Source organism: Devosia sp. T2-14, assembly GCF_055397495.1.
The window spans coordinates 229640-241725 of sequence record NZ_AP027921.1 but is presented as its reverse complement, the minus strand read 5'-3'; the positions used below and the strand labels follow the sequence as shown (position 1 = coordinate 241725).

Below are 12086 nucleotides of genomic sequence, written 5' to 3'. Positions count from 1 at the left end.
GCCTTACGCGAGTTGAGCAAATCGCTCGTCGAAGGCGTAGCCGGCGCCGCGGACGGTGCGGATGGGGTCGGCATCTTTGCCGCGGTTGATGGCGCGGCGGAGGCGGCCGATGTGGACGTCGACGGTGCGTTCGTCGACATAGACATCGTTGCCCCAGACGCCATCGAGCAGCTGCTCGCGCGAATAGACGCGGCCGGGGTGGCGCATCAAATATTCGAGCAGGCGGTATTCGGTGGGGCCCAGATGTACGTCGCGGGTGGCGCGGCGCACGCGGTGGGTGGTGCGGTCGAGTTCGAGATCGCCGACCTTGAGGGCCGCCGTCACCAGGTTGGGATTGGCGCGGCGCAGCAATGCATGGATGCGGGCGATCAGCTCGGGGACCGAGAAGGGCTTGACGATATAGTCGTCGGCGCCGGTCGAGAGGCCGCGGACGCGCTCTTCCTCTTCGCCGCGGGCGGTCAACATGATGATCGGCACGCGGGCGGTTTCCTCGCGGGCGCGCAGGCGCCGGCACAGCTCGATGCCGGAGATTTCGGGCAGCATCCAATCGAGCAGGATCAGATCGGGGAGTTTTTCCTGGATGGCGTGCTGGGCCTCGTCGCCGGTTTCGGCGGTGACCACGCGGAAGCCTTCGGCTTCCAGGTTGTAGCGCAGCAGGATGGCGATATCGCCTTCGTCTTCGACCACAAGAATGGTGGCGGGCATGGGGTGGCTCCCCTTTGTGGGTTCAACACCGGTTTCGGTGTTTGTGGCCCACCCCTCCCGGCCTCCCCCTGGCAGGGGGAGGGGCAGGGCGGTGGGTATGGAGGCAGAAAGTACCGGCGGGGTGACGCGGCCCCGCTGGGTGCTTAGGCCTTGATCTGGGTGCGCTGGAGTTCCTGCACATCGGTGGTCAGCTGCTTGCCGGTCTGCAGGTAATAGGCGCGCTCGGCGATGTTGGTCGCGTGGTCGCCAATGCGTTCCAGGCTCTTGGCGCAGAACAGCAGCTGGGTGCAGGGGGTGATGTTGCGCGGGTCTTCCATCATGTAGGTCAGCAGCTCGCGGAACAGCGAGGTGTGCATGGCATCGACTTCGTCGTCGCGGTTGCAGACCTCGATGGCCCCGGCGGAGTCGCGGCGGGCATAGGCATCGAGCGCGTCCTTGACCTGGCGCAGCACCAGGGCGGTCATGTTCTTGACGCCGTTATAGAAAGTGGGCTGCAGGTTGAGGCCTTCGAGCTTGAGCGAGCGGCGGGCCAACTGCTTGGCCATGTCGCCCACGCGCTCGAGATCGGCAGCGACGTGGATGGCGGTGATGATCGAACGCAGGTCCGAAGCCATGGGCTGGCGGCGGGCGATCATGGAGACGGCCATGTCGTCGATGCGGCGCTGCATGTCGTCGATCTGCTGATCGGCGATGATGGTGAGGTCGGCCAGTTCGCGATCGAGCTTGAGCAGGGCCTTGGTGCCATTTTCGATGGCGACTTCGACTTGACCGCCCATTTCGGCGATCATCTGGGCGAGGGCAACGAGCTCGTCGCTATAGGCGGTGACGATATGGTCTTTACCGATATTGGGCATCTGAATTCCTCTAACCGATACGGCCCATGATGTAGTCCTGGGTCTGCTTGTTGACCGGGTTGGTGAAGATGTCTTCGGTGACGCCTTCCTCGATCAGATTGCCCAGGTGGAAGAAGGCCGTCTTCTGGCTGACGCGCGCGGCCTGCTGCATCGAATGGGTCACGATGACGATGGTGTAGTTTTCGCGCAGTTCATCGATCAGTTCTTCGATGATGGCGGTGGCGATGGGGTCGAGGGCCGAGCAGGGCTCGTCCATCAGGATGACTTCGGGGCCAACGGCAATGGCGCGCGCAATGCACAGGCGCTGCTGCTGGCCGCCCGACAGGCCGGTCCCGGGTTCGTTGAGGCGATCCTTCACTTCCTCGAACAGGCCCGCCTTGCGGAGCGAGGAGACGACGATCTCGTCGAGGTCGGTCTTGGAGCGTGCCAGGCCGTGGATCTTGGGGCCATAGGCGACGTTATCGTAGATCGACTTGGGGAAGGGATTGGGCTTCTGGAACACCATGCCGATGCGGGCGCGCAGTTCCACCACGTCCAGGTTGGGATCGTAGATGTCCTCGCCATCGAGCTTGATGGTGCCGCCGACGCGGGCGCCCTCGATGGTGTCGTTCATGCGGTTGATGCAGCGCAGGAACGTGGACTTGCCGCAGCCCGACGGGCCGATGAACGAGGTCACCGCGCGGTCGGGGATATCGATCGAAATGCCGTGCAGGGCCTGCTTGGTGCCGTAGTGAACGGTGACGTCGCGGGTGGACAGGCGGATCGGGCGCTCGAGGGCGTCGGTGGGGTTCATTGCGGTGTTCACGCTTTGCTGGGTCATCTTAACCTTGCCGGCGAGCATATCCATTTTGGCTAAGTCCTTCTATGCGCGCTTTTCGAGGCGCGTCCGCAGGAAGATTGCGATGGCGTTGAGCAGGATCATGAAGCCCAGCAGCACGATGATGGCGGCGGAGGTGCGGGCCTCGAAGAAATTGCGGTTTTCATTGCCCTGCCAGAGGAAGATCTGGACGGGCAGGGCGGTCGCCTGATCGAGCGGGGTGGCCGGGACCGAGGCGACGAAGGCGTTCATGCCGATGAGCAGGAGCGGTGCCGTTTCGCCCATGGCCTGCGCCACGCCGATGATGGTGGCGGTGAGGATGGACGGGAAGGTAACCGGCAGCACGTGGTGGAACACCATCTGGGTGCGCGAGGCGCCCATGCCAAGGGCCGCCTGGCGCAGCGCCGGGGACACGCCTTGCAGTGCGCCGCGGGTGGCGATGATGATGGTGGGCAGGGTCATCAGCGTCAGCACCAGACCGCCGACCAGCGGGGCCGACAGGGGCAAGTGCAGGTAGTTGATGAACACAGCCGCGCCGAGCAGGCCGAAGACGATGGAGGGCACCGCGGCGAGGTTGTTGATATTGACCTCGATGAGATCGGTGAGGCGCGACTTGGGCGCGAACTCTTCGAGATAGATGGCTGAGGCTACCCCGATCGGAACGGCGAGGATGATCACCACCAGCATCATGTAGAGCGTGCCCATGAAGGCACCGGCCAGACCGGCAGAAGCGGGCGCAGCGCGGCTATCGACATTGGTGAAGATCGACCAGGCAAAGCCCGAGGAAATGGTGCCGTTTTCGACGAGAGCGTCGATGAGGGTACGGGCAGGGGCCGACAGCTGCTGCTGGGCGTCGCCGAGCGAGCGGTCGATATTGCCCTTGATCCAGTTGTCGGCATTGGCCGAGGCGAGCACGTCAACCTCGACGGTCTTGCCGAGCAGGCTCGGGTCGGCGACGAAGATATCGCGGATCTGGTGCCGGGCATTGGTTTCGACGATGGAGAGCAGTTGCTTGCTGTCGATCTCGAAGCCGGCCGGCATGGCCTGGCGCAGGGAGGCCTCGACCACCTTGTTCCAGTTGAGCATGGCGACGTCGCGCTGCCACTTGAGGCTGGCGGCGCGGTAGGCCGCGTCGGACTGGCCTTCGGCGCGCACCGGCGCCGGATCGACCCCGATCAGCTCGGGATCATAGGTGACCGACAGGTGCAGATTGGACTGGGTGAAGGCCGGGAGGCCTTTTCCAAGCACGTCGGTGAACAGCAGCGCAACAAAGCCCAGCGCCAGGACGATGGCGCCAATGCCCAGACCGCGGAAGATATATTCGGTGAGGTGGCGGCGGCGCAGGCTGGCGCGAATGCGCTTGGTGCGTTCGGCCGAGGCGGCGCGGGTCGGGAGAATGTCGGTCATTATTCGTACTGCTCCCGGAAGCGGCGGACGATGTAGAGGGCAACGATATTGAGCGCGAGCGTCATGACGAATAGCGTCAGGCCCAGCGCGAAGCCGACCAGCGACTGGGGGCCGGCGAAATCGGTGTCGCCGGTGAGCTGGTTGACGATGGAAACGGTGATGGTGGAGATCGGCTCGAGCGGGGTGCCGCGCAGGACCGGGCTGTTACCGGCGGCGAGCACCACGATCATGGTTTCGCCAATGGCGCGGCTGACCGCCAGGAGGAAGGCGCCGACAATGCCGGGGAGAGCCGCAGGCAGCAGCACATCCTTGATGGTTTCGGACTGGGTGGCGCCCAGGCCATAGGCGCCATCGCGCAGGGTCTTGGGGACCTGATTGAGGATGTCGTCGCTGAGCGAGGAAATGAAGGGGATGATCATGATCCCCATGACGATGCCGGCGGTGAGCGCACTGGTGGCGCTGATGCTCACGCCGATGGCCGCACCGGCGTCGCGCAGGAAGGGGCCAACCGTCACCAGGGCGAAGAAGCCGTAGACGATGGTGGGGATGCCGGCGAGGATTTCGATCACCGGCTTGACCACGGCACGCACTTTGCGCGGGGCATACTGGCTGAGATAGATCGCGGCCATCAGGCCAACCGGCACGGCGACCAGCATGGCGATGCCGGCGACCATCAGCGTGCCGGTGAGCAGAGGCAGCAGGCCATACTGGCCATAGTCGCCTGCCACGGTGGACGAGAATTTGGGGTTCCAGACCGTGCCGAAGAAGAAGTCGGCGGGGCTGATGAAGCTGAAGAAGCGGATGGCCTCGGTGAGCAGCGATGCCACGATGCCCAGAGTGGTCAGGATCGCGACGGCCGAGCAGGCGAGCAGCGCCAGGTTGATGAAGCGCTCGACGCTGTTGCGGGCGCGCAGGCGGGCGGTGATGCGGTTGCGGGCATAGAACAGCGCGGCAAGGCCAGCGCCCAGCGCCACGAGGGCCGCAATCAGCGAGGTCATGAACTGGAAGGAGCGCAGGCTTTCGCCGCCGGCCTGTTCGTAGGGGGCGAGGTCGCCGGTGACGCCAAAGCCCGAGGCAATCGACTGCAGGCGCTGGATGGCCGTGTTGAGCCCGATCGGATCAAGGCCGGTCAGGACATCGGCCGGGATCTGGGCGATGGTGAAATCGCGGATGACGGTGGGGCTGAAATAACCCCAGATCGCCAGGATGGCGAAGGCGGGGAGCATGGTCCAGATGGCGACCAGCGAGCCATGGTATTGCGGGCGCGAATGAACCTTGACGCCGTTAGCGGTGGCCAGGTTCCGGCTGCGCGACCAGCCCGACTGAAAGGCGAGCCCGAGCAGGACAAGCAGCATAATGGCAATCATGAAGGCATTCATTGGCTTCTGCTCTGCCCTGTTGGAAGGAGTTGGGACCGCGCCTTGGCGCGGTCCCGATTGGTCTTACTTGGAGGTGCCGGCTTCGAAGGCGGCGACCACTTCAGCGGTCTTTTCGGCTGGCTGGGGGATCAGGCCAGCGGCTTCGAGGGTGCCGCCATTGCCCGACATGCCTTCCGAGAGGAAGAACTGGACATATTCATTGAGGCCCGGAACGACGCCGATGTGCTGGCCCTTGACGTAGAAGAACAGCGGGCGGCTGACGGGGTATTCACCGGCAGCAACGGTTTCCAGCGAGGGGACGACGCCGTCGATGGTGGCAACCTTGAGGGTGTCCTTGTTCTGCTCGTAGAACGACAGACCGAAGACGCCGACGGTGTCGGGGTTGGAAGTCAGGCGAGCCAGGGTCTCGGTGTAGTCACCGGCGATCTCGATCACGACGTCCTGGCGGAGCGCGGTGCAGGCATCTTCCGGAGCATCGGCAGGCAGGCCGGCTTCTTCGCAACCAGCGGTGACGACCTTCTCCTGGAAGACTTCACGGGTGCCGTGGTTGGAGCCCGGAATGGCCAGGGCGATCGGCTGGTCGGGGAGCGACGCGTCGATCTGGTTCCAGTTGGTGTAGGGGTTCGGCACGAGGGCGCCATCAACGACGACGTTGGCCGCGATGGCCTTGTAGACGAAGAGCGGGTTGAGCGCGAAATCGGCCTTGGAAGCGGACGAGGCAAACACGATGCCGTCGAAGCCGAACTGGATTTCGCGGATATCGGTCACGCCAGCGGCGTGGCAGGCCTCAAGCTCGCTGTCCTTGATGGCGCGCGAGGCATTGGCGATGTCGATGGTGTTGTCGCCAACACCGGCGCAGAACTGCTTCAGGCCACCGCCCGTGCCGCCCGAGCCAACGACCGGAGTCTTGAACTCTGGGAAGGCAGCGCCGAATTCTTCAGCCACGATCGAGGCGAAGGGCAGGACGGTCGAGGAGCCGGCGATCTGGATGGTGTCGCGCGACTGGGCCATGGCCGGAGCGGCACCGGCAATAAGCGCGATCACTGCGGCGCTGGCGAAAAGAGCGTTTTTCATGGGGATTTCCCTTTTGGAATTCGTTTCAAACCTGGCTGGCTGATCCGGTGGTTCAATCCCCGGCACCGCCCTTTGACGTCGCAGACAATAGGGAGGCGGCGCGACAGTTTTATTGCGGTTTCATGACGCGTTTGTGACGCGTTAAGGCGCTGAAACTAATCAAGTATTTTGTTTGGTGACGAATCTTGCGCAGCGCCGGGCGCCCGCCAATGTGACACTGGCGAAAGACAAAATGCAGACTCGGACTAGCGCAGCAGGGGGCGCACTTCGGCCTGAACCTTGCGCATCAAAGGCAGGAAATTGGCGATCATCTGCGAGGTCGACGCGCGGGCCGACTGGGCCCCGATATTGAGCGCGGCGACGGTCTGGCCCTGCGCGTTGAACAGGGGCACCGCGATGGAACAAAGGCCGAGTTCCAGCTCTTCGTCGATCACGGCAAAGCCCTGCGCGGCAACGACGGCCAGCTCGGTGGTGATCGAGGGCAGGTCGGCCTTGGTGCGCGTCGTATAGGCGATCAGCTCGGAGCGGTTGAGCACGTCGAGCGCCTTGGCCGGTGGCATGGCAGCGAGCAAGATGCGCCCCATCGAGGTGCAATAAGCCGGCAGGCGCGCGCCTGCGCCGAGATTGATCGACATCACCCGGCGATAGGAGGCGCGGGCAATGTAGAGGATCTCGGTATTGTCGAGCACGGCGGCCGACGAGCTTTCGTTGATCTGGCTGGAGAGCTCTTCGAGAAACGGCTGGATCAGCCGCGGCAGGGGCGTGGCGGCAAGATAGGAGTGGCCCAGATTGAGCACGCGCGGGGTGAGGCGGAAGAACTTGCCGTCATAGGAGGCGTAGCCGAGATGGACGAGCGTGAGCAGGCACCGGCGTGCGGTGGCGCGCTCCAGGCCGGTCCGGTTGGCGACATCGGTGATGGACTGGCTGGCATGTTCTTCATCGAAGCACTCGATGACCGAGAGCCCCTTGACCAGACCGTTGATGATATCGCCTTCGCGCATAGCGGTGCCCCTATCGTCGTCGGCGACTTGTACAATAACTCGGGCGAGTTCCGAACAAAAATCGCAAGGCGCACAATGCTGTTGCTTAGAGGCATGACGTGACAATCCGGAGCGGCCTGCCGGGTGTCCCCAACACTTCCCTCTTGCCAGCCCGCGTCACCCTGCTAATAGGCCTATGGGGGCCTATAGCTCAATGGTTAGAGCCGACCGCTCATAACGGTCTGGTTGCAGGTTCGAGTCCTGCTGGGCCCACCATCTATTCCTTTGATTTCGCTTACATTGTATCAAAATGTGCGGACGGTTCATACGTCAGTCGAACGTAAGATACCGCACGCGCAGGCTTTGTGAAGTCGAGTATTTCGGCCTCGTGCTTGAGATGGTCGGGCGCGAATCTTCCATAAACCCGCTCCGTGACAGCCGTTGAGCTGTGCCCGAGATACTGAGGGACCTTCTGCATCGACACGCCGGCCGCCACTAAATGCACCGCCGCCGTATGCCGAAGAACGTGCGGTGTGACGCCTTTCAGGCCTGCTGCCGTCACCGCTGCTGTGAAGCCGGTGCGCAGCCTGGCAACCGGCTGGCCAGCTACTCAATCACATTGTCGGTCATGGCGGCATTCTCTGCCGCCGAAAGTGTAGCCCGTAGCCCATCATTCATCGGGACAATGGCCCGGGGCGGGACGTTCCTTGAGGACACGGAATGAGCGCGCGTCTTGCAGGAGAAATTGCACCAATAAGTGCAAAATAGTTCAGGCCATCGTGTTAGTGGCACTGTGGCTTTTCGTATCCAGGTAGTGCGCCCCTGCATTGCAGATCTGGCAAGGGCGCTTGACCATCAACGTCAAAACAACGAGTAGTCCTGATCGGCCTTATATTGAGGCTAGGAGGGTACTCGATGAAATCAAAGACACTGTTGGTGGCAACTTTGGCCGTCGCAATGGTGGGGTTCGCATATGCGGGGCCGTCCAAGACCAATATCAATAACCCTTGGAATTACCCGGCGGCTGTGATGGTGGACGATCTGTTCGATCGACATGACGCTGACGGCAACGGTTCTATCAGCCGCGAAGAGGCAACCGCCTATTTTGAAGAGATGGCGGCTAACGCCAACTGAGGCGCAGGCACACCAGCTTCCGTCGATACGAGTTCACGACCTCAAGCCCCTCCCTAACCGGTGGGGCTTTTGCATTAGAGAGACAGCATGAAAGCTCGTGCATCAGTTCAGAAGCTCAGCGGCGGCGACTTCACCAAGGACGGCACTTATTTCCCGAAGGTGGACGGCAATGCCGTGGGCGAGGGTGGCAGGGCATTCTGGCCAATCGCTTTCTGACCAAGCTCATCGCCTTCGAAGCTGCTGCCTAACCCCATTCCCCAGCCCTTGGCATAACAGCCAGGGGATGGAGGGGTTGATGATTGGGCGCATGGATCCTTACTGAGTACCCACGCTACTATACAGGTAAACAGCCGTGATCGCCTGTCTCGGTCCGAGAAATGCTGGACGGATTGAATCTTATCACTGAGCCGATACTGCCATCAGTGGTGCCATCGGGTGCGAGCTGCCGTCGTCCCTGCCGGAATGGGGCTGTTTCGTGGCATGCGCTTGGCGCATCACTGTGTCACTCCAGGCCGCGTTGACCCCTCCGGCCATGCGTTTTCAACTTGCCGTTCATTTCCGCCGTCTCGCCTTGCGCGAGCGTGCAGCGCTTGGCTGTGGGCGGACGAATGCAGTGCCGCCGCGCGGCGGCGCCCCAGACGGGCCAGGTGCCCCGGGGGACAGGAGACGCTTATTTGTCGAGAATATTGTACCTCGTCCACAACCTTGCGGACCCGGCCGTGGCGCGGCGCGTGGCCATGTTCCAGGCCGGTGGCGCCGAGGTCGATGTTGCCGGGTTTAGGCGCGGCGATGCGCCGTTGCCGGCGCTTTCCGCCGATACGGTGGTCGAGATCGACATCACCCATGACGGCCGCATGATGCAGCGTCTTTCGGCGACGCTGGGTGCGGCCTGGCGGGCGCCGGTTTGGTCGCGGCCGCTGCGCCGGCCAGACGTCATCGTGGCGCGCAATCTCGAAATGCTGGGGGTAGCCAATCGCCTGCGCGGTCTTTGGGGCAAGGCGCCACGGCTGGTCTACGAGTGTCTTGACCTGCACCGGCTGATGCTTCGGCAGGATGCGGTGGGCCAGGCGATGCGCACGGTCGAGCAGCGGCTGATGCGCGAGGCGGACCTGCTGATCACCAGCTCACCGGCCTTCCTGCGCAACCATTTTGATCTGCATGGGGCGCCGCCTTCGCTGCTGGTCGAGAACAAGGTTTTTGCGCCGGGGCTGACGGCGCTGGGCGGCAATCCGGCTCTGCGGCACGATTTCGGTCCCATCCGAGTCGGGTGGTTTGGGGCACTGCGCTGCGCCAAGTCGCTGGCGGCGCTCGATGCCCTGTCGCGCCACCTTGACGGACGGGTGGAGGTGAGGCTGGCGGGGCGGCCGGCCCTGACCGAGTTCGACGATTTTCACGCGGTGACCACGAGGTCGCCGCACCTCAACTATGCGAGCACCTTCGCTTATCCGGATGACCTGCCGTCGATCTATGGCGGCGTGCACTTCGTCTGGGCCATGGATTTCTTCGAGGAGGGGCTCAATTCAAGTTGGCTTCTGCCCAACCGGCTCTATGAGGGATGCCTCAATGGGGCGATTCCGATTGCGCTGGCGGGCACGGAAACCGCCGGTTTCATCGAGCGGCTCGGCATCGGCGTGGTCGTGCCCGATATTGCGCGGGAGACTTTGCTCGCGCTGTTTGAGGGCATGACGCCGGAGCGGCTACGGCAGCTGGCCAGCGTAGTGGCCATGCAGGATGCCCGGCGGTTCCGGTGTGACGCGCAGGAATGCACAGACCTGGTGGCGCAGCTCAGCGGGCAGCGAACGCCCATGCCGCTGCTGGAGGCGGCGGAATGAGCGCGCGCACGATCATCGTCGTCCCCACGCTCAACGAGGCGCGCCATATCGGGGATCTGCTCGATGGCCTGCTGATCGAGGCGGAGGCGCTCGATGCGCAGATTGTCGTCGCCGATGGCGGGAGTTCCGATGGCACGGTGGATATCGTGGCCCAGCGCGCGCTGGCCGCGCCGCGCGTGGTGCTGATTCACAATCCGCGCCGCATCCAGAGTGCCGCGATCAATCTGGCGGTGGAGCAGTTTGGCGATGGCGCGGACTATCTGATCCGCATCGACGCGCATGGCGCTTATCCCTCCGACTATTGCCGGGCGCTGGTTGCCGAGGCGGAAATGCGGGGCGTAGCGAGCGTTGTCGTGCCGATGACTACTGTGGGCACAGCACCGTTTCAGCGTGCGGTTGCGACAGCGCAGAATTCGGCGATCGGCACCGGCGGCTCGGCCCACCGAACCGGCAAGATCAGCGGGCCGGTGGATCATGGCCACCATGCCCTGATGCGGGTGGACGCGTTCCGCAGCGTAGGCGGCTACGATCCGAGCTTCCGGGTGAACGAGGATGCGGAGCTCGATTATCGCCTGCGGCAGGCGGGGCACGGCATCTGGCTGACCGACCGGACGACGATGACCTATTATCCGCGCTCGACCGCCTCGGGCCTGTTCCGGCAGTATTTCGGCTATGGCGGGGGCAGGGCGCGCAACATTCTCAAGCACCGGATGCGGCCGCGGCTGCGCCAGCTGGCGCCGCTTGCCATCCTGCCGGTGGTGCTGCTGGCTGCTCTGTCGATCTGGCATTGGGGTTTTCTGCTGCCGCTGGCGCTGTGGGGCGTCGCCTGTATCGCCCTTGGTGTGCACGCGGCCAAAAAGCACTACCCGGAATATGGAATGCCGATGGCGCTGTCGCCGTTGGTGGGGCTGGCGGCGATGATCATGCATTTTGCCTGGTCGTCGGGGTTCTGGATGCATGTGGCGCAACGGCCGTTCAAGCGGGAGGCCGTGTGATGGCCAGCGTCGATATCTGCATCTGCACATTCCGCCGCCCGCATCTGGCGGAGACGATGCGTTCCGTGGCACGCGCCGATAGCGGCGGGCATCAGCTGCGCATCATCATCGCGGACAATGATCATGAGCCCACGGCGCGGGCGCTGGTCGAGGAATTGCGCGCTGAGCTTGGCCTGCCGGTGACATATCTCCATGCGCCAGCGGCCAATATCTGCATTGCCCGCAATGCCTGCCTCGACCGCGCCGAGGCCGATTTCGTGGCTTTCATTGATGACGACGAGGTGGTGTCCACCGGCTGGATCGCCGCCCTGATGGCTCGGGCCGAGGCTACCGGCGCGGCGGCGGTGCTGGGTCCGGCGCTGGCTGTCTATGGCCCGGAGGCGCCACGCTGGATGGTGGAAGGCGACTTTCACTCGACCTATCCGGTCTTCGTCGGCGGGGTGATCCGCACCGGCTATACCTGTAATGTGCTGATCCGCTGGAGCGCGCCCTATCGTGGCCTGCGTTTCGATGTGGCCCTGGGCCAATCGGGCGGCGAGGATACGGCATTTTTCTATCAATTGTCGGGGCTGCGCGGGACCATCGATTATGCCCCCGAGGCGGTGGTGGAAGACCCGGTGCCCGCCAATCGCGCGACGATGGCGTGGCTGGTGCGGCGGCGCCTGCGCTTCGGGCAAACCCACGGCATGCTGCAGGACAATGCCGGCGCCAAGGCGCTCGCCGTCGTTGCGGCCAAGATCAGCTATTGCGGCGCCATGACCGCGCTCACCGCCTTTTCACCGGTCCGGCGGCGCCGGAACTGGCTACGCGCCGTGCTGCATGTGGGGGTGGCGGGGGGAATGCTGGGGGTGCGCCAGGCCGTTCACTATGGGCACTCGAGCCCTTCGTGAGCACCTTCCTTTTCTTCCC

General features: G+C 63.8%; 13 protein-coding genes and 1 tRNA gene. 6 read left to right on the top strand and 8 right to left on the bottom strand.

Annotated features, from left to right (window positions below; genetic code table 11):
- Window positions 1-3 precede the first annotated feature (3 nt).
- The 7 genes from phoB to ACZ5WT_RS01180 all read right to left on the bottom strand — a co-directional run bounded on the left by phoB (window position 4) and on the right by ACZ5WT_RS01180 (window position 7237).
- A complete protein-coding gene (phoB, locus tag ACZ5WT_RS01210; protein ID WP_464285565.1) occupies window positions 4-705 on the bottom strand; it encodes a phosphate regulon transcriptional regulator PhoB in 702 nt (233 codons plus the stop codon).
- Window positions 706-848: 143 nt separating this feature from the next.
- A complete protein-coding gene (phoU, locus tag ACZ5WT_RS01205) occupies window positions 849-1559 on the bottom strand; it encodes a phosphate signaling complex protein PhoU (RefSeq protein ID WP_464285564.1) in 711 nt (236 codons plus the stop codon).
- A 10-nt stretch (window positions 1560-1569) separates the two neighbouring features.
- Window positions 1570-2352 carry a phosphate ABC transporter ATP-binding protein PstB gene (gene pstB / locus ACZ5WT_RS01200; RefSeq protein WP_464287134.1) on the bottom strand — a complete coding sequence of 261 codons (783 nt, stop codon included), beginning with the start codon at window positions 2350-2352 and terminating at the stop codon, window positions 1570-1572.
- A gap of 69 nt (window positions 2353-2421) precedes the next feature.
- Window positions 2422-3783 (bottom strand): phosphate ABC transporter permease PstA, encoded by a 1362-nt coding sequence (gene pstA, locus ACZ5WT_RS01195; protein WP_464285563.1) that lies wholly within the window; start codon window positions 3781-3783, stop codon window positions 2422-2424.
- Window positions 3783-5162: a phosphate ABC transporter permease subunit PstC gene (gene pstC / locus ACZ5WT_RS01190; protein WP_464285562.1), complete on the bottom strand. Its 1380-nt coding sequence runs from the start codon at window positions 5160-5162 to the stop codon at window positions 3783-3785. Before pstC ends, pstA begins: the two co-directional genes overlap by 1 nt.
- Window positions 5163-5225: 63 nt before the next feature.
- A complete protein-coding gene (locus ACZ5WT_RS01185) occupies window positions 5226-6236 on the bottom strand; it encodes a substrate-binding domain-containing protein (RefSeq protein WP_464285561.1) in 1011 nt (336 codons plus the stop codon).
- A 245-nt stretch (window positions 6237-6481) separates the two neighbouring features.
- A complete protein-coding gene (locus tag ACZ5WT_RS01180) occupies window positions 6482-7237 on the bottom strand; it encodes an IclR family transcriptional regulator domain-containing protein (RefSeq protein ID WP_464285560.1) in 756 nt (251 codons plus the stop codon).
- Window positions 7238-7416: 179 nt separating this feature from the next.
- Between ACZ5WT_RS01180 and ACZ5WT_RS01175 the strand changes: the two genes are divergently transcribed.
- Window positions 7417-7492, top strand: a tRNA-Ile gene (locus ACZ5WT_RS01175).
- Between the two features lie 19 nt (window positions 7493-7511).
- Here the strand turns inward: ACZ5WT_RS01175 and ACZ5WT_RS01170 are convergent.
- The gene (locus ACZ5WT_RS01170) at window positions 7512-7778 is read right to left on the bottom strand and encodes a tyrosine-type recombinase/integrase (RefSeq protein WP_464285559.1); all 267 of its coding nucleotides are present in this window, start codon (window positions 7776-7778) and stop codon (window positions 7512-7514) included.
- A 353-nt stretch (window positions 7779-8131) separates the two neighbouring features.
- On the opposite strand from ACZ5WT_RS01170, the gene ACZ5WT_RS01165 reads away from it, so the two are divergent.
- The 5 genes from ACZ5WT_RS01165 to ACZ5WT_RS01145 all read left to right on the top strand — a co-directional run bounded on the left by ACZ5WT_RS01165 (window position 8132) and on the right by ACZ5WT_RS01145 (window position 12067).
- Window positions 8132-8350 carry a hypothetical protein gene (locus tag ACZ5WT_RS01165; RefSeq protein ID WP_464285558.1) on the top strand — a complete coding sequence of 73 codons (219 nt, stop codon included), beginning with the start codon at window positions 8132-8134 and terminating at the stop codon, window positions 8348-8350.
- A gap of 87 nt (window positions 8351-8437) precedes the next feature.
- Window positions 8438-8566: a hypothetical protein gene (locus ACZ5WT_RS01160; protein ID WP_464285557.1), complete on the top strand. Its 129-nt coding sequence runs from the start codon at window positions 8438-8440 to the stop codon at window positions 8564-8566.
- A 458-nt stretch (window positions 8567-9024) separates the two neighbouring features.
- The gene (locus tag ACZ5WT_RS01155; RefSeq protein WP_464285556.1) at window positions 9025-10182 is read left to right on the top strand and encodes a glycosyltransferase; all 1158 of its coding nucleotides are present in this window, start codon (window positions 9025-9027) and stop codon (window positions 10180-10182) included.
- Complete coding sequence (locus ACZ5WT_RS01150; RefSeq protein WP_464285555.1) at window positions 10179-11177, top strand: glycosyltransferase family 2 protein; 999 nt, start codon at window positions 10179-10181, stop codon at window positions 11175-11177. The genes ACZ5WT_RS01155 and ACZ5WT_RS01150 overlap by 4 nt, the downstream gene beginning before the upstream one ends.
- Window positions 11177-12067 (top strand): glycosyltransferase family 2 protein, encoded by an 891-nt coding sequence (locus ACZ5WT_RS01145; protein ID WP_464285554.1) that lies wholly within the window; start codon window positions 11177-11179, stop codon window positions 12065-12067. The genes ACZ5WT_RS01150 and ACZ5WT_RS01145 overlap by 1 nt, the downstream gene beginning before the upstream one ends.
- Window positions 12068-12086 lie beyond the last annotated feature (19 nt).